Here is a 20,271-nt window from a genome sequence, read left to right as displayed (position 1 = left end):
CCTCGTCACCCGGCTCGACGCAGCGCAGGTCGAGCAGCAGCGCATCGTCCTCGATCCGCCCGATCACGGGCCGCGGCAGGGCGCGCAGGCCGGCCTCGATGCGATGCAGGATGCCGGCGCGCCGGCCCTCCGGGCGGATGGCCAGCCCGGCCGAGGGCAGCCGGTCGATCGGCAGCGAGCCCGAACCGATCTGCGAGCGCAGCGGCGCGATGCTCACGGTGACCGGCTGCTCGACCAGTGCGCGCTCCACCGCGGGCCGCAATCGCTCGGCGACTCCCGCAATCTCGTCCTCGGGCCGGGTCAGTTGACGCAGGGCGGTCAGGCGCTCGCCCAGACGGTCCGGGTCGCGGTAGAGGCGCAGCACCGCTTCAAGTGCGGCCAAAGTGAGCTTGCCCACGCGCAGGGCGCGCTTGAGCGGGTTTCGCTTGATCGCCTCGACCAGATCCCGCCGCCCGACGATCAGCCCCGCCTGCGGCCCGCCGAGCAGCTTGTCGCCGGAGAAGGTGACCAGGTCCGCGCCCGCCTCGATGCTCTCTCGCGGGGTGGGCTCGTGCGGCAGGCCGAAGCGCGAGAGGTCGGTCAGGGTGCCGGAGCCCAGATCCACCACGAAGGGCAGGTCATGTTCATGGGCCAGATCGGCCAGCTCTCGCTCGGGCACGGCCTTGGTAAAGCCCTCGATGGCGTAGTTGCTGGTGTGGACCTTCATCAGCATGGCGGTCTTCTTGCCGATCGCCTCGCGAAAGTCCTTCAGGTGCGTGCGGTTGGTGGTGCCCACTTCCTTCAGTTTCGCCCCGGCGCGGCTCATGATGTCGGGCACGCGGAAGGCCCCGCCGATCTCCACCAGCTCGCCGCGCGAGACGATCACCTTGCGCTTTCTGGCCAGGGTGTCGAGCAGCAGCATCACCGCCGCGGCGTTGTTGTTGACCACCGTGGCCGCCTCGGCGCCGGTGAGCTCGCAGATGATCGACTCGACCACGTCGTCGCGGTCGCCGCGCCGGCCGGTGGCCAGATCGTATTCCAGCGCGCAGGGCGAACGCGCCGCGGCCGTCAGGGCCTCGATCGCCTCCTCGGGCAGCGGCGCGCGACCGAGGTTGGTATGCAGCACCGTGCCGGTGAGATTGAACACCGGTCGCAACGCGGGACGGGCCTGGATCTCGGCCGCCCTGACGATTCGCTCGATCAACTCGGCTTCTCCCGGCACCGGGAGGCCGTCACGGGCCACGACCCGCGTTTCGGCGAGCACGTGGCGGGCGAGTTCGGTCACCACTTGCCGACCATGGTGCTCGATCGACTCGGCCAGGGCCGGGGTCTCCAGCAGCCTGCCGACCGAGGGCAGTCGGGAAAGATCGCTCGTCTTGTCGTCCATGCTCGTCTCTTGCGTGGTTTTCGGAAAACTCGCCAAAAAAACCCCGCCGGTTGGGGCGGGGTGGGGTCGGGCCGGTAGCCTAGGCGACGATTACTCGTCGGTCGGCTGCCAGTGTTCCCAGACCTTCGCGACCAGGTCGGGGCCTGGCTTGAGCGTGGGCTTGCCCGGCTCCCAGCCGGCAGGGCAGACCTCGGCGCCGTTCGTCTCACGCACGTGCTGGTAAGCCTGGATCTGCCGGATGGTCTCCGACAGCTTGCGGCCCACCGGCGGCGTCAGGGTCTCGGCGGCCTGGATCACGCCGTCCGGGTCGATGATGAAGCGGCCACGGAGTTCAACCCCCGCCTCTTCATCCCAGACACCGTACGCCCGGCCGATGGCACCGTTCTGGTCGGCGGCCATGTGGAACGGCACGCCGCCGTCGGCCATCTTGCTCAACTCGACGTCGTCCCAGACCTTGTGGACGAAATGACTGTCCACACTGACGGAAATGACTTCGACACCCAGATCCTGGAGCTTCTGATAGTTCGCCGCGACCGCGGACACTTCAGTTGCTCAGACGAAGGTGAAATCACCCGGATAGAAACAGAGCACGATCCACTTGCCGGCAAAATCGGACAGGCTCACGTTGGTGAACTTGCCCCGGTAGTAGGCGGGTGCACTGAAATCCGGGGCTTGCTTGCCCACTCGTGCAGTCATTACGGGTTCCTCTACTTCACGGACTGGCTCCGTTGCACGCGACTCCTCCGGCTGGCCGGAGGCGACCTTGGAGGCCGGTCGTGCGCAGGAACTGGAGTCATCGCTCATGGTTGCCTCCTTTATCACGCCAAAAGACGCGCTATTGAAGCTAGCCAAGACGCGACCCCGGGTCAATAGCGCCAAGCGCGGGACGATCGAACGACAAGCCGGCGCAGCCGAAGCCATCTCGACTCGCAGCCATTGCCGAGAGCGGCCCTGCCCAACGAATAAGCCCCTGATGAGTCAGGGGCTTGAGTAGGTATTGCAACAATTAACGCTTAGGTGATTCCTAGAACGGAATATCGTCCTCGCCAAAGCCGTCGTCGATCGACTTGGCCGGGCGCTGGTCCTGGCTGGGCGGCGGGGGCGGCGCGCCGTAGTCCGACTGGCCGCCACCGTAGCCCGCACCGGCGCCGGCCGCGGCACCACCTCCGTAACCGCCACCGTAGCCACCCTGACTGGCCTGCTGGCCACCGCCGTAGCCGCCACCCTGACCGCCACCGGCACCCGGCCGACCGCCGAGCATCTGCATTTCGTTGGCGACGATCTCGGTGGTGTAGCGGTCCTGGCCGTCCTGGCCCTGCCACTTGCGGGTCTGCAGGCGGCCTTCGATGTAGACCTGGCTGCCCTTCTTCAGGTACTCGCCGGCGATCTCGGCGAGCTTGCCGAAGAAGACGATGCGGTGCCACTCGGTGTTCTCGCGGTTCTCGCCGGTGGTCTTGTCGCGCCACTGCTCGGAGGTGGCCACGCGGATGTTGGTGACCTGCCCGCCGGACGGCAGGTAGCGCACGTCCGGATCGACCCCGAGGTTGCCGATGATGATTGCCTTGTTCACACCGCGGCTAGCCATATTCAAACTCCTTGTGGTTCCTGCCGACCGGTCGCGTCACCGGCCCTTGCGAGCGCAAACCGTCACTATAAAGCATTCATATCCCGGCAACGAGATCGTCTTGCATTCGGCTACACTACTCGGTTCCGCGCCCACCGGCGGCGGGCACACTCACACGAGCGACTTCCCTGCACCATGGCCGATCCGTTCATCCGCATCCGCGGCGCACGCACGCACAATCTCAAGAACATCGACGTCGACCTGCCCCGCGAGAAGCTGATCGTCTTCACCGGGCTGTCGGGCTCGGGCAAGTCGTCGCTGGCCTTCGACACGATCTTCGCCGAGGGCCAGCGCCGCTACGTCGAGTCGCTGTCGGCCTACGCGCGCCAGTTCCTGTCGATGATGGACAAGCCGGACGTCGACACCATCGAGGGGCTGTCGCCCGCGATCTCGATCGAGCAGAAGACCACCTCGCACAACCCGCGCTCGACGGTGGGCACGGTCACCGAGATCTACGACTACCTGCGCCTGCTTTACGCCCGCGCCGGCATCCCGCGCTGCCCGGAACACGACATCGACCTGACCGCGCAGACGGTCTCGCAGATGGTCGACCACGTGATGGACCTGCCCGAGGGCTCCAAGTGGCTGCTGCTCGCGCCGGTGATCGAGAACCGCAAGGGCGAGCACCACAAGCTGTTCGCCGAATGGCAGTCGCAGGGCTTTCTGCGGGTGCGCATCAACGGCACCGTCTACGAGATCGACGAGATCCCGACCCTCGATCCCAAGACCAAGAACACGATCGAGGTGGTGGTCGACCGCTTCAAGGTGCGCGACGACCTGCAGCTGCGGCTGGCCGAATCCTTCGAGACCGCGCTGCGCCTGGCCGACGGGCAGGCGATGGTGGTCTCCATGGATTCCGACGAGGAACACGTCTTCTCCTCCAAGCACGCCTGCCCGAAGTGTGGCTACTCGCTGGGCGAGCTCGAGCCCCGGCTGTTCTCGTTCAACAACCCGGTCGGCGCCTGCCCGAGCTGCGACGGGCTGGGCGTGAAGCAGTTCTTCGACCCGCAGAAGGTGATCATCAACCCCGAGCTGTCGCTGGCCGCCGGCGCGGTGCGCGGCTGGGACCGACGCAACGCCTACTACCACGCGCTGCTCTCCTCACTGGCGCGTCACTACGAGTTCGACCTGGAGACCCCGTGGGAGGAACTGCCCGAGGACCTGCGCGAGGTCATCCTGCACGGGTCCGGCAAGGAGAAGATCGCGTTTACCTACATCGGCCCGCGCGGCCGGACGAAGGAGCGCACCCACCCCTGGGAGGGCGTGCTGCCCAACATGGAGCGGCGCTACCGCGAGACCGAGTCGCAGGCGGTGCGCGAGGAACTGGCGCGCTACATCTCGGAACAGGCCTGCCCGAGCTGTCACGGCACCCGCCTGAACCGCGCCGCGCGGCACGTGTTCATCGACGGATTCAACCTGCCGACGGTCACGCGCTGGTCGATCGGCCACTCGGCGGGCTTCTTCGATGAGCTGGCGCTGGAGGGCGCCCGCGGCGAGATCGCCACGCCGATCGTGCGCGAGATCCGCGCGCGCCTGAAGTTCCTCAACGACGTGGGACTCAACTACCTGTCGCTCGACCGCAGCGCGGAGACCCTCTCGGGCGGCGAGGCCCAGCGCATCCGGCTGGCCAGCCAGATCGGCTCGGGGCTGGTGGGCGTGTCCTACATCCTCGACGAGCCGTCGATCGGCCTGCACCAGCGCGACAACGACCGCCTGCTGGGCACGCTCACCCACCTGCGCGATCTCGGCAACACGGTGATCGTGGTCGAGCACGACGAGGACGCCATCCGCTCGGCCGACTTCGTCCTCGACATCGGCCCCGGCGCGGGCGCGCATGGCGGGCAGGTGGTCGCCCAAGGCACGCCGAAAGAGATCGAGGCCAACCAGGACTCGCTGACCGGGCAGTACCTCTCCGGCAAGCGCGAGATCGCGGTGCCCGAACGTCACCGCGCCGATCCCGAGAAGATGCTGACCCTCGAGGGGGCGACAGGCCACAACCTCGCCGGTGACCCGTTGCATGTCCCGCTGGGCTTGTTCACCTGCATCACCGGCGTGTCCGGCTCGGGCAAGTCGACGCTGATCAACGACACCCTGTACAAGATCTGCGCCCACCAGCTCAATCGCGCCAGCGCAACCGCCGCGCCGTACGAGACCATCCACGGGCTCGAGCAGCTCGACAAGGTCATCGACATCGACCAGTCACCGATCGGACGCACGCCGCGCTCGAACCCGGCGACCTACACGGGTCTGTTCACCACCATCCGCGAGCTGTTCGCCGGCACCCAGGAGGCGCGCTCACGCGGCTACACGCCGGGGCGCTTCTCCTTCAACGTCAAGGGCGGGCGCTGCGAAGCCTGCCAGGGCGATGGCGTGATCAAGGTGGAGATGCACTTTTTGCCCGACGTGTACGTGCCCTGCGACGTCTGCGGCGGGGCGCGCTACAACCGCGAGACGCTGGACATCCGCTACAAGGACAAGACCATCGCCGACGTGCTGGAGATGACCATCGAGGAGGCGGCCGCCTTCTTCGAGGCGGTGCCCAGCCTGCACCGCAAGCTGTCCACCCTGATGGACGTCGGGCTGGGTTACGTGAAGCTCGGGCAGAACGCAACCACGCTCTCCGGCGGCGAGGCCCAGCGGGTCAAGCTCTCGCGCGAGCTGGCCAAGCGCGACACCGGCCACACGCTCTACATCCTCGACGAGCCGACCACCGGCCTGCACTTCGAGGACGTGGCGCAACTGCTCCGTGTGCTCTACCGCCTGCGCGACCACGGCAATACCGTGGTGGTGATCGAGCACAACCTCGACGTGATCAAGACCGCCGACTGGATCGTCGACCTCGGCCCGGAAGGCGGCTCGGGTGGCGGGCGGATCATCGCCTCCGGCACCCCCGAGCAGGTCGCCACCGTGGAGGGTTCGTACACCGGGTATTACCTCGAGCGGATGCTGGCGCCGGCGAAGGCCTGACCGGCCACCGCCCCATTGTGGGAGCGAGCCCAGCTCGCCAAACGCGCCGTTGGCGCGTGTCCCGGTCCGGGCCATCTCGTCCGGGTCGAATCGCGGGCATCCCGTTTGCCGGCACAGCCGCTGACGCGGCTTTCGCGAGCGAGGCTCGCTCCCACGGGGATTACTCGAGGGATTACTCGAGGGTGCGCTGCAGGCTCTCGAGCATGTCGCGGGTCTTTTCCTTGGTCTTGTCGATGACGTCGGAGGTGGTGTCCTTGGTCGCCCGCCAGGCGCTGGAGGCGCCCGACTTGGTGTTCGACCAGATGTCGGCGGCGGCTGCCTTGGTATCGGCCCACCAGTCGTTGTCGACACGCGGGTAGTCGCGCACCTGGTCGAGCTCGTCGTTCAGGAACACGGCATAGGACACGCGGTCGAGTCGGTCGCTCGAGCGGGTCGCCACGGAGAACTGCTGCACCTCGACGAAGCGGTGGTCGTCGTTACCCACGCCGTCGATGTCAGCGTCCAGTTCAATCACCAGGCCATGGACCTTCATGTTCTCGGCGACCAGCACGTCCTCGACCTCGCCCACCTCGCGGTTCTCGTCGGTGGCGAGAAAGACGTCCGCCCCGATCAGGGCGTTCATGGAATAGAGCCCTTCGGGCGCTTCTTCCGCCAAGGCGGGTTGGGCCAACGTCACGGCCATGGCGCCAGCCAACAGAGTGTTCGCACGGTTCATCACGGGTTCTCCTATTCGGTTGCGGCGCACTCGACGCAGCGCGTCACGCTGGGATCGTTTTGGAGTCGACGGGCGGGAATGGGTTCCCCACAGACGAAGCAGTCGCCGTACTCGTCGTTTTCCATCCGGCGCAGGGCGCCCTCGATGCGCGCGAGCTCTCGCTCCCACCGAGCGCAGACGGCTCGGGCCATCTCTCGATCCTGCCGCGCCTCCACGCGAGACAGCTGACTCTGGCACGAATTATCGATCTCCACCCGCGCGGCGGACTCGGCGTTGCCGATCAGCAATTGTCGCAATGCCTCGCGTCTTTCGAGCAACTGCGCGCGGAGTGCCTCTCGCAGGGCTTCATCCATGGGGCGGTCAGTCGATCTTGATCTTGGTGTAGCCGCGCTGCGCGTAGGCGGCGGCGGAGACGAAGGTATTGCCCACCTCGACCAACGGCTCGACCAGGTCGGCCTGGGTAATGCCCGCGCGGCGGCTGGCAATCGAGCAGACCTCCATGCGATCGATGCCGTCCAGGGCATGCAGCTCGGCCAGCTTCGTCTGGATCTCCAGGATCGTCTGGGCGTTATCGATATCGCGTTCGGCCGCATCACGCGTGAGCAGACGCACCGCGCCACCCCGAAAGCCGAACACCATCCGCGGCGTCACTCCCTGACGCTCCAGGTCGCGATAGGTCTGCTCGATCACGCCGAGTCGGGCCAGCAGGGCATCCGGATCGGACAGGGTGACATCCCACAGGATGCGCCCTTCCTCGATGCCCTGCAACGCGTGCGAGTCGTCCGGTCGCGGCACGTCGCCCGCCACCGTCGGACCGGCCAGCAGCATGACCATCAGGCCCAGCGTCAATCGGCGCATGAGCATTTCCTCCTTGTGCACGATCACGAACATCCTCGAAGTAAAGCTCATCGGCGGGCCGCTTCCAAGCCGTCATGCAAAAGAAAGCCGCCCGCGGGAGGCCCGGGACGGCTGTCGTTGCGACCGGTTGTCGGGTCGATCAGAACTCGAATTCCATCTTCTCGAAGACGCGCCCGGCATTGCGCGCGGCCAGCTCGTCGTAGGTGTGCCAGTGGGAAAACTGGCTCTGGTCAAGCTCGTATGCATCCTGCAGGGTGCCGCCCTCGTCGATGATCTTGCCGATCTCGGTGCGGAGGAACTCGAGGTAGTCCGCGGTGTAGTGCTCGACCGTCTCGAGGTCGGTGGGTCCGCCGTGGCCCGGGATGATGGTCTTGCCCTCGGCGACTTCGGCGAACTTCGGCCAGGTCTCCAGCCAGGCGGCGGTGTCGGTGTACTCGAAGATCGGCAGCATGCGGACATTGAAGGCCATATCCCCGGCGATCACGACGTCGCGCTCGGGGATGACCACCGAGATGTCACCCGGGGAGTGCGCCTCGCCGAAGTAGACCACTTCGGCGGTCAGTCCACCCAGGTCCAGCTCGATACGGTCGTCGAAGGTGCGGCTCACGGAGACGGCCTCCTCGGTGCCCTCGGCCTTCTCCTCGGCGATGTCCTTGAGCTGGTCGAGATACTCGGCGGCATGGTCGTCGTAGTACTCGGCGGCGTCAACGTGCGCGATCACCTCGGCGCCCTGCTCGATCCAGTAACCGGTGGCCATGGCGGCGTGCAGCTGGCCGTTCTCGTTGACCACGTACTTCACCGGCACGTCGGTCTGCTTCTTGATCTCCTCGTGCAGGGCCTCGGCGAGCTGGTAAGAGGCGCCGGCGTTCATCACCAGCACCGCATCCTCGCCGATGACGAACGAGAGGTTGTTGTTGTGCAGCGAGTTCTCGTAGGTGTACGGCTGAGTCGCACCGATCGCCGACCAGACGTCATCGGTGACTTCCTGCGGCATGTCGTAAAGGATCGAGTCCGGGGCCTTGTCTTCCGGATTGTCGTCCTCGGCCAGGGCCGGACCGGCTATCAGACCGGTGGTCGCCATCGCCAGCAGCGCGCTGCCGGCCAGATTGCGCGTGTCTCTCATCCAATCATTGAGCATGGGTACCCCTCCTTGCCTTGTAACGGCATTCCCGATTGTCCGGGATGTAATTGCTTAGCCCCCTAACCATCTCGCTGTTGCCGACGGGAAACAAGCCCAACGCCATTCAGGTTTTTGATTTGGAAGCACGTGCGTTAATGAACATTCAATCAACCTATTGATTGTATCAGTTCCAGCCTAGTCCGCTACGCGTCTTCCAGTACGAGCCGGCGGACTCGGCCAACGCCGCGAGGGCCCGGCGGTCCGCCGGCGCAAGCGACACCGCCGACGCCCGGAGATTGGCGACCAGTTGCGTCTCGTTGCCCGCACCGGAAAGCACCATGTCCACGAAGGGATGGTCCAGCAGCCAGGCGATCGCGATCGCGTCCCGGCCGACGCCGTGCCGTCCGGCCACCGCATCCAGGGTCTTCATGGCCGCAGTATCCCCCTGTCGGTCGTTGCGCGAGGTGAGCCTGCCGTTGGCGACCGCCTCCTTGACGATCACGGCCATGCCGGCCTCGGAGGCTTTTTCCAGCTGGCCCAGCACCGACGGTTCGAGCAGGTTGGCGGTCGCCTGCACCGCAGCGAACAGCGGGCGGCCATCGATCTCGACAGCCATCGCGCGGCCCAGGGTCTCGGCCTGGGCGGGGCCGCTGGTGGTCAGGCCGACGGCCACCCCCTGGTCGCGCAGTTCCCCGAGACGATCGAGCACGGCCGCGTTCTCCAGCACGCCGGAGTCGAGAGTGGCGGAGTGGATCTGATAGAGCGCGGGCGGAAACCCGAGCGCCTGGCGTGTTTCGTCCCATTGGCGATCGAGCACCTCGCGGCTGTGCTCCTTGACCTCGTGGACGTCGGCATCGACCCGCCAGCCGGCGGTGTAGGTGTAGCCCCATTTCGAGCCCACCGTCGGACGCTGCGGCTCGGGCCGCCCCGCGAGCCAGTCGCCCAGGAATGCCTCGGCGCGACCGTAGGAACGCGCGGCATCCACGTAACGCACCCCGTGTCGCCAGGCGGCGTCGAGCATGGCGTGGCAATGGGCGCGCATCGCCTCGACGCCGCGGTCGTCGGGCATGTCCTCGCCGTGACCCAGGTTGATGTAACCGGGTCGGCCCAGGGCGGCCAACCCCAGACCGATGCGAGGCTGCGGAAGGGTGAGGCGTTTTTCGGGCATGAACAACGGTGGCTCTCGATTCGCAAGGGGATGGCATCAACTTTGACCCGCCAAGCGGGTAAAGTTGACGGAGACAAAACCGGTGGCCCGACACCGGCCACCAAAGCACGAGGAGAGGCTAGCATGCAGGGTTTCCACCTGGGACCACCGATTCACCGCGTCGTCAGAGGGCTGGAACTGTTCGGCCTGGTGGTGATCCTGATCGCCACCTTCGTCGCCGCCGGCCAGGACATCGGCGAGATGATCGACGCCCGGCACGTCACGCTTGCCGACCTGCTGCTGCTGTTCCTGTACCTGGAGGTGCTGGCGATGATCGGCGCCTACCTGCAGACCGGCCGGCTGCCGATCCGCTTCCCGATCTACATCGGCATCATCGCACTGGCGCGATTCCTGGTGCTCGAAATCAAGGATCTCGAAGCGTGGAAGATGCTGGCGGTCGGCGCGACCATGCTGATCCTGGCCGGCACGGTCCTGCTGTTGCGGTACGGACACCTCAAGCTGCCGTATCCGGAGAACGAGCTCGACCTGGAGGCACCGGAGACCAAATGGCGGCAACGTGACTCGAGCGACGATGCCTGAAACGAGACGGGCCGGCATGATGCCGGCCCGTTTCGATCCTGCCCGTCGACAAGGCGATTGCCCGGTCAGATGTGGGTACGTTCCTTACCCTCGTCGGCATCCCCTCGATGGGTATCGATGCCCTTCTGCTGGAATATGACGTACTCGGCGATGTTGGCGCAGTGGTCGCCAATCCGTTCGATCGCTCGCATGCAGTAGAGCATGCGCAGGCTCAGATCGCCCTTGTTCGGGTTGTCGGCCATGTAATCGAGCAGCACGTCGTGAACCATGTTGTACTCGTGGTTCACGTGCGTGTCGCGGCGAATGATCTCCTCGGCAGCCACGTAGTCCTGGCGGACGAAGGCGTCCAGCGCATCGTGCATCATGCCCTTGACGATCCGGCCCATCACGCGAAAGTGGGTGGCAAACGAAGTGGACTGGAGCGTCGGACCTACCTCCTCGGCGATTCGCGCGAGCTTCTCGGACTTGTCGCCGATGCGCTCGAGGTCGGTGATCGCCTTGACGATCGCCATGATCGCGCGCAGGTCGCTGGCGGTGGGCGCGTAACGGGCGATGATGTGAATCGCCAGCTCGTCGATGGAGGTCTCGAGGCGATCGATCTCGTAGTCCTGCTCCATCGCCACGCGGCCACGCTCGGCGTCCCCGTCGAGCAGGTAGGCCAGCGCGTCGTCGAAATGCTGCTCGGCCACGCCGCCCATGTTCATCAGCAGCGATCGCAGCGCGCCGAGATCGTCGTCGTAACGGGTGAGGGTATGCGGCGTCAGGTTGGGCGTGTCTTTATCGCTCATTTGCTCGGGATCTCCTTGAAGCGGCTTGTCTCGGCCCGGTTGCTGGGGTTTACTCGTGGCGGGGGTGGCCAATCGAGGACATGAAGGTCGTAACGGCCCTGTCATGCCCGCCGGGCAGACTGGACGGCCACCAGACGCAAGGGCCGGCCGCCCAAATGAACATACTTTAACCGACTTTACTTTGCAGAATAATGACAACCACCGACGAGAAACCCCTGCCCTTCATCAACCGCGAACTGAGCCTGCTCGGTTTCAACCGCCGCGTGCTCGAACTGGCACAGGACCGTAACGTGCCGCTGCTCGAGCGGCTCAAGTTCCTCTGCATCTCCTCGTCCAATCTCGACGAGTTCTTCGAGGTGCGCGTCGGCACGCTCACCCAGCAGATTCGCGCCGGCATCAGTCGCCCCGACGACGCCGGGCTTTCCCCGCAGACGCAACTGGATCTCGTGCTCGAACAGGCGCATGCCCTGGTCCACGACCAGTACGAGACGCTCAACCGCGAGATCATCCCGGCGCTGGCCAAGGAGAACATCCACTTCCTGCGCCGCACCCACTGGACCGAGGCCCAGGCGCTGTGGGTCAAGCAGTACTTCCGCCGCGAACTCCTGCCGCTGCTGACCCCGCTGGGCCTCGATCCGTCACACCCGTTCCCGCGGATACTCAACAAGTCGCTGAACTTCATCGTCTCGCTGGAGGGCAACGACGATTTCGGCCGCGAGGCGTGGCTCGCGATCGTGCAGGCACCCCGCGCCCTGCCGCGCATCATCCAGATGGACGAGGCCGCAGCCGGGGGGCCAGCCGGCTTCGTCTTCCTGAGCTCGGTGATCCACGCCCACGTCCACGAACTGTTCCCGGGCATGACCGTGACCGGCTGCTACCAGTTCCGGGTGACGCGCAACAGCGATCTGGCGGTGGACGTCGACGACGATGACGACCTGCTGCAGACCCTGCAGGGGGGCCTGTTCGAGCGCAACTACGGCGATGCCCTGCGCCTGGAGGTGGCCGACAACTGCCCGGCGGACATGATCGATTTTCTCTGCGAGCGTTTCGCCCTCGACGAGCGGCAGGTGTTCCAGGTCCACGGCCCGGTGAACCTGCACCGGCTGATGGCCCTGCCGGGGCTGATCGACCGTCCCGAACTCAAGGACCCGCCGTTCACGCCGCGACTCGAGGCGGACTTCGACCCGGACCGCAACATTTTCGAGACCATCGAGCAGCAGGGCAGCGTGCTACTGCACCACCCCTACCAGTCGTTCATGCCGGTGGTGGAGTTCATCCGCCAGGCGGCCACCGATCCGCGGGTGGTGGCGATCAAGATGACGCTCTATCGCACCGGCAAGGACTCGGCCATCGTCGATGCCCTCGAGGCGGCGGCACGCGCCGGCAAGGAAGTCACCGCGGTGGTCGAGCTGCGCGCGCGCTTCGACGAAGAGGCCAACATCAACATCACCACGCGGCTGCAGAAGGCCGGCGCCTACGTCGCCTACGGCATCGTCGGCTACAAGACCCACGCCAAGATGGCGCTGGTGGTCCGCCGCGACGGCAACCGCCTCAAGCGCTTCGTGCACCTGGGCACCGGCAACTACCACCCGGGTACCGCGCGGCTGTACACCGACTTCGGCCTGATGACCGACGACCGCTTCGTCGGCGAGGACGTCAACAAGCTGTTCATGCAGCTGACGGGCCTCGGTCGCGGCATCCGCCTCAAGCGCCTGCTGCAGTCGCCGTTCACCCTGCACGACGGCATGCTCGAACGCATCCGCCGCGAGACCACGCATGCCCGCAACGGCCGCCCGGCGCGCATCCGCGCCAAGATGAACGCCCTGATCGAGAAACGCGTGATCGAGGCACTCTACGAGGCCTCGAGTGCCGGGGTGACCATCGAGCTGGTCATCCGCGGGGTGTGCTGCCTCAAGCCGGGCATTCCCGGCGTGTCCGAGAACATCCACGTGCGTTCGGTGATGGGCCGGTTCCTGGAACACCCGCGGGTGTTCTACTTCCACAACGACGGCGACGAGGAGCTGTTCCTCTCGAGTGCCGACTGGATGCCGCGCAACTTCTTCGCCCGCGTGGAAACGGCCTTCCCGGTCGACACCCCGGAGATCCGCGCCCGGGTGATCGACGAGGCCTTCGACCGCTATCTCGCCGACAACACCGGTGCCTGGGAGCTGACCGCGGCCGGCGAGTACCGCCGCATCACCCCGGCCAAGGGCGAGAAGCCGTTCAACGCCCAGCACTCCCTGATCGCCGATCTGGGCAAGGCGTGACGGACACGTGACGCCAGGCGGTCGGCCCGGGCCCCGTGCCGTCGGGGTGGCCGGCGGCATGCGATACTGTCGGCCATCGTCATTCCGAATAACGGTAACCGTCCACCCATGCTCAAGCTGTTGTTCTGGCTCATCCTCGCGCTCGTCGTCGGGCTGTTCTTCGCCGTCCGCCAGGCCAACCGCCTGCGCGCGGCACAACGGAAGGACGCGCCCGAGCCCCGCGCGCTGGAATCCGTGCGCTGCGCACACTGCGGGATGTTCGTGCCCGAGGACAAGGCGGTGCGGCGTGAGGGCGAGGATTTCTGCAGCTGGGAACATGCCCAGGCGCGGGCCGACGCGCGCGCTGAGGCAAGCGACCGGGAGACCGAATGATCCAGCCGGCCGGCACGGAGAACTGGCGCGGGCTGCGGCTCGCCAACGCCTATCGCCTGCTGCTGGCCCTGGCCCTGACTGCCGCGGCGCTGACCGACCGTGGGCCGGCGGTCTTCGGCCAGGCCGACGCCTCGCTGTTCATGGTCACCGCCTGGGCCTACCTGTTCCTCGCCATGGCCTTCGAGTGGCTGCTGGAACTGCGTGTCCTGCCGTTCCGCCCGCAGGTCCACCTGCACACCGCCGGCGATCTCGCCGGCCTGATGCTGGTCGCCCATGCCTCGGGCGGGCCGGAAGGGCCGATCGCCCTCGCACTGCTGATCGCCATCGGCATCGCGGCGGTACTGCACGGCGGGAGGGCGGCGATCGGCTACGCCGCGATTGGCGTGCTGCTGGTGCTGGGCGAGGCGATCTATGCCTCCTGGACACAGGCGGACGCCGACCACCTGACGAACTCCGGCTTTCTCGGCGCCGCCCTGCTGCTGATCGCCGTGCTGGTGATCGCCTTCGAGCGGCGCGCCGCCCTGTGGGAGCACCAGAGCCACGCCCGCGAGCGCGAGGTACGCTACCTCTCCGAGCTGGCGCTGCGGGTCATCGAGCAGACCGACAACGGCATCATCGTCTCCGACCCCGAGGGACGGATCGAGTACATCAACGACGCCGCGCGGCAGATGCTCGGCGAAGGCGAGGCGCCCGACGAGACGAGTCATGACCGCCTGCCGGACCTGCATCCCGGTATCTGCGAGGCCCTGCGGGCCTGGTATGCCGGGCGTGGTGATCAGCAGCGCGACGTCGACCGGCCGCACCGCCTGCGCGCCCAGTTCCATCGCATCGAGACCGCACTGGGCCCGCGCGCGCTGATCGTGCTGCTGGACCTGTCTGCCGAGGACGAGCGGGTTCGGCGCGACAAGCTCGCCGCGCTGGGCCGCCTGATCGCCTCGATCGCCCACGAGGTGCGCAACCCGCTCTCCTCCATCCGCCAGGCCGCCGAACTCTTGCCGGCCTCGGGCACCAGCGCCGAACGCGAGCAGTTGACCGGAATCATCACGCGCCACAGCGACCGCATCAACCGATTGGTGGAGGACGTGCTGGGGGCGGCCCGCGCGCCGGTGGTGCACACCCAGGAGATCGACCTGGTCGAGTGGCTGGACCGTTTCGCCGACCGGCGCCGCGAGGCCTGGAAGGCCGCCGGCCAGCCGTTCACGATCCAGCTTGATGCCGAGGTAGAGCACGCCCCGGCCCGGGTGGACACCACCCACCTGTGGCAGGTGATGGACAATCTCTGTGACAATGCCGAGCGTCACGGACGCCCGGCGGAGGGGAACCTCGCCGTTCGGCTGCGTATCGCGGCGGGCCGGGACGGACGCTGGCAGCTCCAGTTGTGCGATAACGGCACGCGCATCGAGGCGACCGACCGTGACGCCCTGTTCGAGCCCTTCTACACCACGCACTCGCAGGGCACCGGGCTGGGCCTGTTCGTCTCGCGTGAACTGGCGCTGGCCAACCGCGGTGAACTGACGCTGGCCGAGCCGCCGGCCGATGGGGCGGACGGCAACTGTTTCCGGCTGAGCCTGCCGATGGCGGAGGGGGCGTCGGCGACCGAAACGGCAACGACACAAGCAAGGGATTGAGACGTATGGCGTATTGCCTGATCGTGGACGACGAGCCGGACATCCGCACGTTGGTCACCCTGTTCATGAAGCGCGAGGGTGTGCCGACCCTCGAGGCCGCCGACCTGGCCGAGGCCCGCGGACACCTCGATCGCCAGGGCGACGAGATCGACCTCTGCCTGACCGACATGCGCCTGCCCGACGGGGACGGGCTGGACCTGGTCGACGAGATCCGCCAACGACGCCCCGACCTGCCGGTGGCAGTGATCACCGCCCACGGGCAGGTGGAGGCCGCGGTGCGCGCACTCAAGGCCGGTGCCTTCGACTTCATCAACAAGCCGATCGAGCAGGTCACCCTGCGCCGCCTGCTGCGTGACGCGCGCAACCTGCAGCCGAACCGGTCGGACCCGACGGCCACCGGCGAGCCCGACAGCGGCGGCTCCTCGCTGATCGGCCAGTCCCGCGCCATGCGTGGGCTGCGCGAAATGATCGGCCGCCTGGCCCGCTCGCAGGCACCCATCTTCATCCAGGGCGAGTCCGGTACGGGCAAGGAGCTGGTCGCCCGCGAGGTCCACGCCCACAGCAGTCGCGCGGGCGGGCCGTTCGTGCCGGTCAACTGCGGCGCGATCCCCGGCGAACTGATCGAGTCGGAGCTGTTCGGCCACCACAAGGGCTCGTTCACCGGCGCGACCCGGGACAAGCCGGGCCTTTTCCGCGCCGCCGAGGGCGGCACGCTGTTCCTCGACGAGATCGCCGAACTGCCACTGACCCTGCAGGTATCCCTGCTGCGAGTGCTTCAGGAACGGCGCGTGCGCCCGGTGGGCGGCACCGAGGAGCTGCCCATCGACGTGCGCATCGTGTCGGCCTCGCACCAGGACCTGCAGCAGGCCGTGATCGATGGCCGCTTTCGCCAGGACCTGTTCTTCCGCCTGAACGTCATCGGCCTGCGCGTGCCGCCGCTGCGCGAACGCCTCGACGACCTGCCGGCCCTGGCCACGGCCATCGTCGCCCGGCTCGCCGCGCGCGACGCGCGCCCGGTGCCGTCCATCGACCCGGCGGTCTTTCAGACATTGGCGGCGCAACCGTTCCCCGGCAACGTGCGTGAACTGGAGAACCTGATGGAACGCGCCATGGCGCTCACCGACGGCGACGAGATCACCGTCGAGGCGGTCGCCCCGCACCCGATGATGACCGGCGAGGAGGAACCCGCCTCGGCGCTCGCCGCCTGTCCCGGTTTCATCCCGGAGACCGACGAGCAACGCGACGTGCTCGCCGCCCTGCAGCAGACCCACTGGAACCGCAGCGAGGCTGCCCGTCAGATGGGGATGACCCTGCGCCAGCTGCGGTATCGATTGCAGAAGTGGGGCGTCGAATAGGAGACGGCAGGAATCAGGGGTCAGATGTCAGAAGGGCAGCCTGTGCCCTCTCGGCTCTTTTCCTGACCTCTTGCGTCAGTCCGCCAGCGCCCGTAATACGGCCGGCGGCAGCGCCCAGACGAGCTTGCCGTTGCCGTAGCCGATCGCGTTGTCGAAGCGGATCAGGATCATGCCGCCCTTTTTCATCGGCAGGTTGCCCGACGGTCGCCCGGAGAGCAGGCATTCGGCCAATTGGCCCAGGCTGGGCTCGTGGCCGACCACGGCCATACCTTCTACGCGCGGTTGCTTGCGCAGCCATTCGACGGCCGCATTCACCGGCGCATCAGGGGCGAACACCCCATCCTGCTCGATCCGGCGCTGCTCGATGCCCGGCGCGACGATCTCGGCGGTCTGCACCGCGCGCACCGCCGGACTGGTGACCAGCCGTTCGATCGGCAAGGCCATGGTGGTCAGGCCACGTGCGGCCATCTGCATGCGCTCGACGCCACGCTTGGTCAGCGGGCGCTCGGCGTCGGGACGTCCCTCGCGGGCGAAGGCCTCGCGGTCCTGCGCGGCGGCATGTCGAATGAGCAACAGGTCCATGACGGGTCTCGCAGGTTCGATGGTGGCATGACGTCACGCCACCAGATGGGTATTCAGGGCGGCATCCTGAACCCGGCAAGCTACCGGATTGTGACAATATGACTCGGGCGCCGCGAAAGAGATGGACCGCGGGACGGGCCATCGGTTCACGACCCGGGATCAACGGGCGATCACCGGGCCATTCCTGCAGATAAGCTATGATGGTGGCCCAGCCAGTTTCAGATTGCGAGGAGACGACATGGAAGGCCGCGACGCGCAGGATGCCCGCTCCACCCAGGCCCAGACACGGGGCAATCGCTCGGCCGGCCCTCAGGGCACGATGCTCTTCCAGGCAGACGAGATACGCCAGAAGGCAGAGGCCGCCGAGACGCGCGGCAACGAGCGCGCCTCGGTCGCCGAACCCGTCCTCGAGGGGCTCAGCGACGGCATCGAGGGCCGACGCTTCACCCTGCGCGCCGGCCGACAGACCATCGGTCGCCGCGAGGACAACGACATCGTCCTCGACGAGCCCAGCGTCTCCTCCTCGCACGCCTGGATCCTGAACCAGCAGGGCCACCACGTGATCATGAACATGCTGTCGACCAACGGCACCTTCGTCAACGACCAGCGGGTGCATGAGGCGACCCTCAAGCACGGCGATCGCGTGCGGCTTGGCCAGGCGGAGTTCGTCTTCCTCACCCGCGAGGCCGACGAGGGCCGGATCGGCCTGCGCCACTGGCTGGTGGCCGGGCTGCTGCTCGCCGCCATGGCGATCGCCTTCGCCCTGATCTGGAACTGAACCGGCCGTGACGGCCCGGGAGACACCGGCAACCATCGGCCGCTACCGTATCGAGGGTGTCCTCGGCGAGGGCGCCATGTCGATCGTCTACGCCGGCTTCGACCCAAGCATCAATCGTCATCTCGCGATCAAGTGCCTCCGGGAGGAGGTCGCGCGCGACGACGCCTACCGGCGCCGCTTTCTCACCGAGGCGCGCGCCGCCGGCACGCTGACCCATCCCAACATCGTCACCATCTACGACGTCGGCGAGGCCGACGGTCGTCCCTACATCGCCATGGAGCGCCTGCGCGGCGAGACCCTGGCCGAACGGGTCGCCCGCGAGGGTTTCCCACCGGTGACGATCATCCTCGACCTGGTCGGCCAGATCGCCGCCGCACTCGACTTCGCCCATCGCCACGGCGTGGTCCACCAGGACATCAAGCCCGAGAACATCATCCTGGTCGAGGGCTGGACGCACGCCAAGGTCAACGACTTCGGCGTGGCACGCCTGGCCGACAGCGACGAGGCGCCCGACGGCACGGTCGCCGGCACACCGGCCTACATGTCGCCCGAGCAATTGCGCGGCGCGGCGACCGACGGGCGCAGCGACCTGTTCTCGCTGGGCGTGCTGCTGTTCTGGCTGCTCACCGGAGAGAAGCCGTGGCGGGAAACGGAAATCGACCGCCTGATGGCCGAGCGCCACGACCGCCCCTCCCCGGAGCTGTTGCCGCGCGACCCGGCAACGCCCGACGTGCTGCTGGGGATCACCCACACCCTGCTGCAGACGTCCGCCGATCAGCGCTACCAGCACGGACACGAGGTGATCGACGACCTGCGACACGCCCAGCGCGAACTCGAGCGGTTGCGCGCCGACCCGATCGCGACCCGGATCCTGCCGATGCGGCTGCGCTGGGCGGCGATCCTCGGTGCCATCCTCACCGTCACCCTGCTGACCGGGCTTGCCTCCGTCTACGTCAAGCAGGACCAGGCGCTCACCGGCCTGGCCCTCGACTTCGGCGCCTCACTGGGGCGCACCATCGCCCACGAGACTGCCGAGGACCTGCTGCTCGACGACCGGGTGGCCGTGCGTGCCCTGGTAGATGACATGCAACGCAACGACCAGATACGCCACCTTGCCGTGGCCAATCGCGAAGGCCAGGTCATCGCCAGCGCCAGCCCCGGAGAGGTCGGCGCGACCCTGCCCCCCTTCCCCGAGGCCGGGCAGCGCGAGCTCGACGACGGCATCGTCAGCCATCACGACTCGCAGCCCACAAACACCGGCGAGTCCCTCTTGCTGTTCGACGTGCCAATCCGCTACCAGCAGCACCCGATCGGCACCCTGCGCCTGGGGGTCGACAGCGCCCCGCTGACCGCGGCGAATCACACCACGCTCACCGCGATGCTCACCGCCCTGCTGGCAACGCTGGTGGTGGTGCTGGGTGCGGCCTGGTGGCTGTTCCGACGCCTGCTGGCACCACTGGACGTGCTGGGCGATGCACTGATGCGCATGGCCCGGGGCGAGACGGGTCACCGGATCCGACTGGTGCGACGCGACGAGTTCGGCCGCCTGTTCACGGCCTTCAACCTGATGAGCGAATCCCTCTCACGCCGCGAGAGCGACGCACCGGGCGACCGGCCGAAGCCGCCCGTCGACACCGAGCCGACGCGTGTGATCGAACCGACCAGCCCCTCAGGTGAGTCCCCGAACGACACACCGGCCGACGAAGGCGCGCCGAACCAGTCCCCGCGCTAGCCGTCGCCCTCACTGTCAGAGCTGATCGACGCGTCGCTGCAATTCGCGAGCGCGCGCCCGGTAGGTGCGCGCGGGTTCGAAACCCGGGTCGATCGCCAGCACCCGGTCCCACAGGGCGATCGCCTCGTTCAGGTCCTGGTTGCGATAGCGCAGGATCGCCTGCTGGTGGTACTCGTCCACCAGCCGTTCGCGCAGGGCCGGGGCGCGACTGGCCGCGGGCTCGATATCCTCGTCCTCGGCCAATGCCGCCTCGAACCGCTCGAGCGCCGCCTCGGGGCGGTCGTCGGCCAACAGGTCGAGGGCCTCGCCTTGCAGCCGCTCGGCGCGCGTTTCGCTGTCGTTCGGCGAGGAGGTCGGCTCGTTGGCCTCGCG

At 67.3% G+C, this 20,271-nt stretch carries 18 protein-coding genes and 1 pseudogene; 8 read left to right on the top strand and 11 right to left on the bottom strand.

The genetic code is table 11. From position 1 onward, the window contains the following. The 3 genes from selA to ssb all read right to left on the bottom strand — a co-directional run. The coding region (gene selA, locus ACLFRM_RS05385) for an L-seryl-tRNA(Sec) selenium transferase (protein WP_410754696.1) at nt 1-1,366 on the bottom strand (1,366 nt) is incomplete at its 3' end. A gap of 90 nt (nt 1,367-1,456) precedes the next feature. After that, nucleotides 1,457-2,170, bottom strand: a complete 714-nt coding sequence (prxU, locus tag ACLFRM_RS05380) for a thioredoxin-dependent peroxiredoxin (protein WP_410754695.1) — start codon at nt 2,168-2,170, stop codon at nt 1,457-1,459. Nucleotides 2,171-2,390: 220 nt separating this feature from the next. Further along, entirely contained in the window at nt 2,391-2,951 is a 561-nt protein-coding gene (gene ssb, locus ACLFRM_RS05375) for a single-stranded DNA-binding protein (protein ID WP_156575176.1), read from the bottom strand. 174 nt (nt 2,952-3,125) lie between these two features. Between ssb and uvrA the strand changes: the two genes are divergently transcribed. Then, on the top strand, nt 3,126-5,957 hold the full coding sequence (gene uvrA, locus ACLFRM_RS05370; RefSeq protein WP_410754694.1) for an excinuclease ABC subunit UvrA: 2,832 nt from the start codon (nt 3,126-3,128) through the stop codon (nt 5,955-5,957). A gap of 172 nt (nt 5,958-6,129) precedes the next feature. Here the strand turns inward: uvrA and ACLFRM_RS05365 are convergent, their stop codons facing one another. From ACLFRM_RS05365 to ACLFRM_RS05345, 5 genes are all read right to left on the bottom strand, one after another. Then, nucleotides 6,130-6,579: a hypothetical protein gene (locus ACLFRM_RS05365; RefSeq protein WP_410754693.1), complete on the bottom strand. Its 450-nt coding sequence runs from the start codon at nt 6,577-6,579 to the stop codon at nt 6,130-6,132. 104 nt (nt 6,580-6,683) lie between these two features. Further along, entirely contained in the window at nt 6,684-7,025 is a 342-nt protein-coding gene (locus tag ACLFRM_RS05360) for a TraR/DksA family transcriptional regulator (protein ID WP_410754692.1), read from the bottom strand. A gap of 7 nt (nt 7,026-7,032) precedes the next feature. Next, the gene (locus ACLFRM_RS05355; RefSeq protein WP_410754691.1) at nt 7,033-7,581 is read right to left on the bottom strand and encodes a hypothetical protein; all 549 of its coding nucleotides are present in this window, start codon (nt 7,579-7,581) and stop codon (nt 7,033-7,035) included. Between the two features lie 88 nt (nt 7,582-7,669). Further along, nucleotides 7,670-8,668, bottom strand: coding sequence for an MBL fold metallo-hydrolase (locus ACLFRM_RS05350; RefSeq protein WP_410754690.1), 999 nt, complete (start codon nt 8,666-8,668; stop codon nt 7,670-7,672). A 166-nt stretch (nt 8,669-8,834) separates the two neighbouring features. Then, nucleotides 8,835-9,818 (bottom strand): aldo/keto reductase, encoded by a 984-nt coding sequence (locus ACLFRM_RS05345; protein WP_410754689.1) that lies wholly within the window; start codon nt 9,816-9,818, stop codon nt 8,835-8,837. A gap of 123 nt (nt 9,819-9,941) precedes the next feature. Here ACLFRM_RS05345 and ACLFRM_RS05340 point away from each other — a divergent pair, with 123 nt between their 5' ends. Further along, nucleotides 9,942-10,397 carry a phosphate-starvation-inducible protein PsiE gene (locus ACLFRM_RS05340; protein ID WP_410754688.1) on the top strand — a complete coding sequence of 152 codons (456 nt, stop codon included), beginning with the start codon at nt 9,942-9,944 and terminating at the stop codon, nt 10,395-10,397. A gap of 65 nt (nt 10,398-10,462) precedes the next feature. On the opposite strand, the gene phoU is transcribed toward ACLFRM_RS05340, so the two are convergent. Beyond that, nucleotides 10,463-11,185 carry a phosphate signaling complex protein PhoU gene (gene phoU, locus ACLFRM_RS05335; protein WP_410754687.1) on the bottom strand — a complete coding sequence of 241 codons (723 nt, stop codon included), beginning with the start codon at nt 11,183-11,185 and terminating at the stop codon, nt 10,463-10,465. 191 nt (nt 11,186-11,376) lie between these two features. Here phoU and ppk1 point away from each other — a divergent pair, with 191 nt between their 5' ends. The 4 genes from ppk1 (at nt 11,377) to ACLFRM_RS05315 (ending at nt 16,807) form a co-directional block, all read left to right on the top strand. Continuing rightward, nucleotides 11,377-13,452 (top strand): polyphosphate kinase 1, encoded by a 2,076-nt coding sequence (gene ppk1, locus ACLFRM_RS05330; protein ID WP_410754686.1) that lies wholly within the window; start codon nt 11,377-11,379, stop codon nt 13,450-13,452. Nucleotides 13,453-13,560: 108 nt separating this feature from the next. Further along, the gene (locus ACLFRM_RS05325) at nt 13,561-13,824 is read left to right on the top strand and encodes a PP0621 family protein (protein WP_410754685.1); all 264 of its coding nucleotides are present in this window, start codon (nt 13,561-13,563) and stop codon (nt 13,822-13,824) included. Further along, nucleotides 13,821-15,452 carry a sensor histidine kinase gene (locus tag ACLFRM_RS05320; RefSeq protein WP_410754684.1) on the top strand — a complete coding sequence of 544 codons (1,632 nt, stop codon included), beginning with the start codon at nt 13,821-13,823 and terminating at the stop codon, nt 15,450-15,452. The genes ACLFRM_RS05325 and ACLFRM_RS05320 overlap by 4 nt, the downstream gene beginning before the upstream one ends. Nucleotides 15,453-15,457: 5 nt before the next feature. Next, nucleotides 15,458-16,807 (top strand): sigma-54-dependent transcriptional regulator, encoded by a 1,350-nt coding sequence (locus tag ACLFRM_RS05315; protein WP_410754683.1) that lies wholly within the window; start codon nt 15,458-15,460, stop codon nt 16,805-16,807. 75 nt (nt 16,808-16,882) lie between these two features. Here ACLFRM_RS05315 and sixA read toward each other — a convergent pair whose 3' ends face one another. Continuing rightward, nucleotides 16,883-17,389 (bottom strand): phosphohistidine phosphatase SixA, encoded by a 507-nt coding sequence (gene sixA, locus ACLFRM_RS05310; protein WP_410754682.1) that lies wholly within the window; start codon nt 17,387-17,389, stop codon nt 16,883-16,885. A gap of 238 nt (nt 17,390-17,627) precedes the next feature. Here sixA and ACLFRM_RS05305 point away from each other — a divergent pair, with 238 nt between their 5' ends. Both ACLFRM_RS05305 and ACLFRM_RS05300 read left to right on the top strand, forming a co-directional pair. After that, nucleotides 17,628-18,167: an FHA domain-containing protein gene (locus ACLFRM_RS05305; RefSeq protein ID WP_410754681.1), complete on the top strand. Its 540-nt coding sequence runs from the start codon at nt 17,628-17,630 to the stop codon at nt 18,165-18,167. Nucleotides 18,168-18,174: 7 nt separating this feature from the next. Further along, a complete protein-coding gene (locus ACLFRM_RS05300) occupies nt 18,175-19,899 on the top strand; it encodes a protein kinase domain-containing protein (RefSeq protein WP_410754680.1) in 1,725 nt (574 codons plus the stop codon). Between the two features lie 15 nt (nt 19,900-19,914). On the opposite strand, the pseudogene ACLFRM_RS05295 reads toward ACLFRM_RS05300, so the two are convergent. Continuing rightward, a pseudogene (locus ACLFRM_RS05295) lies at nt 19,915-20,271 on the bottom strand (hypothetical protein); the annotation flags it as partial.

The sequence above is a fragment of the Guyparkeria sp. genome, from assembly GCF_046540515.1.
Lineage (GTDB): Bacteria > Pseudomonadota > Gammaproteobacteria > Halothiobacillales > Halothiobacillaceae > Guyparkeria.
This window is presented reverse-complemented; position numbering and strand designations above follow the sequence as displayed.

Excerpts from the sequence above, each read along its gene's own strand:
- ssb (WP_156575176.1), bottom strand. The coding sequence starts at position 2,951 with ATGGCTAGCCGCGGTGTGAACAAGGCAATCATCATCGGCAACCTCGGG.
- uvrA (WP_410754694.1), top strand. The coding sequence starts at position 3,126 with ATGGCCGATCCGTTCATCCGCATCCGCGGCGCACGCACGCACAATCTC.
- ACLFRM_RS05365 (WP_410754693.1), bottom strand. The coding sequence starts at position 6,579 with ATGAACGCCCTGATCGGGGCGGACGTCTTTCTCGCCACCGACGAGAAC.
- ACLFRM_RS05360 (WP_410754692.1), bottom strand. The coding sequence starts at position 7,025 with ATGGATGAAGCCCTGCGAGAGGCACTCCGCGCGCAGTTGCTCGAAAGA.
- ACLFRM_RS05355 (WP_410754691.1), bottom strand. The coding sequence starts at position 7,581 with ATGAGCTTTACTTCGAGGATGTTCGTGATCGTGCACAAGGAGGAAATG.
- ACLFRM_RS05350 (WP_410754690.1), bottom strand. The coding sequence starts at position 8,668 with ATGCTCAATGATTGGATGAGAGACACGCGCAATCTGGCCGGCAGCGCG.
- ACLFRM_RS05345 (WP_410754689.1), bottom strand. The coding sequence starts at position 9,818 with ATGCCCGAAAAACGCCTCACCCTTCCGCAGCCTCGCATCGGTCTGGGG.
- ACLFRM_RS05340 (WP_410754688.1), top strand. The coding sequence starts at position 9,942 with ATGCAGGGTTTCCACCTGGGACCACCGATTCACCGCGTCGTCAGAGGG.
- phoU (WP_410754687.1), bottom strand. The coding sequence starts at position 11,185 with ATGAGCGATAAAGACACGCCCAACCTGACGCCGCATACCCTCACCCGT.
- ppk1 (WP_410754686.1), top strand. The coding sequence starts at position 11,377 with ATGACAACCACCGACGAGAAACCCCTGCCCTTCATCAACCGCGAACTG.
- ACLFRM_RS05325 (WP_410754685.1), top strand. The coding sequence starts at position 13,561 with ATGCTCAAGCTGTTGTTCTGGCTCATCCTCGCGCTCGTCGTCGGGCTG.
- ACLFRM_RS05320 (WP_410754684.1), top strand. The coding sequence starts at position 13,821 with ATGATCCAGCCGGCCGGCACGGAGAACTGGCGCGGGCTGCGGCTCGCC.
- ACLFRM_RS05315 (WP_410754683.1), top strand. The coding sequence starts at position 15,458 with ATGGCGTATTGCCTGATCGTGGACGACGAGCCGGACATCCGCACGTTG.
- sixA (WP_410754682.1), bottom strand. The coding sequence starts at position 17,389 with ATGGACCTGTTGCTCATTCGACATGCCGCCGCGCAGGACCGCGAGGCC.
- ACLFRM_RS05305 (WP_410754681.1), top strand. The coding sequence starts at position 17,628 with ATGGAAGGCCGCGACGCGCAGGATGCCCGCTCCACCCAGGCCCAGACA.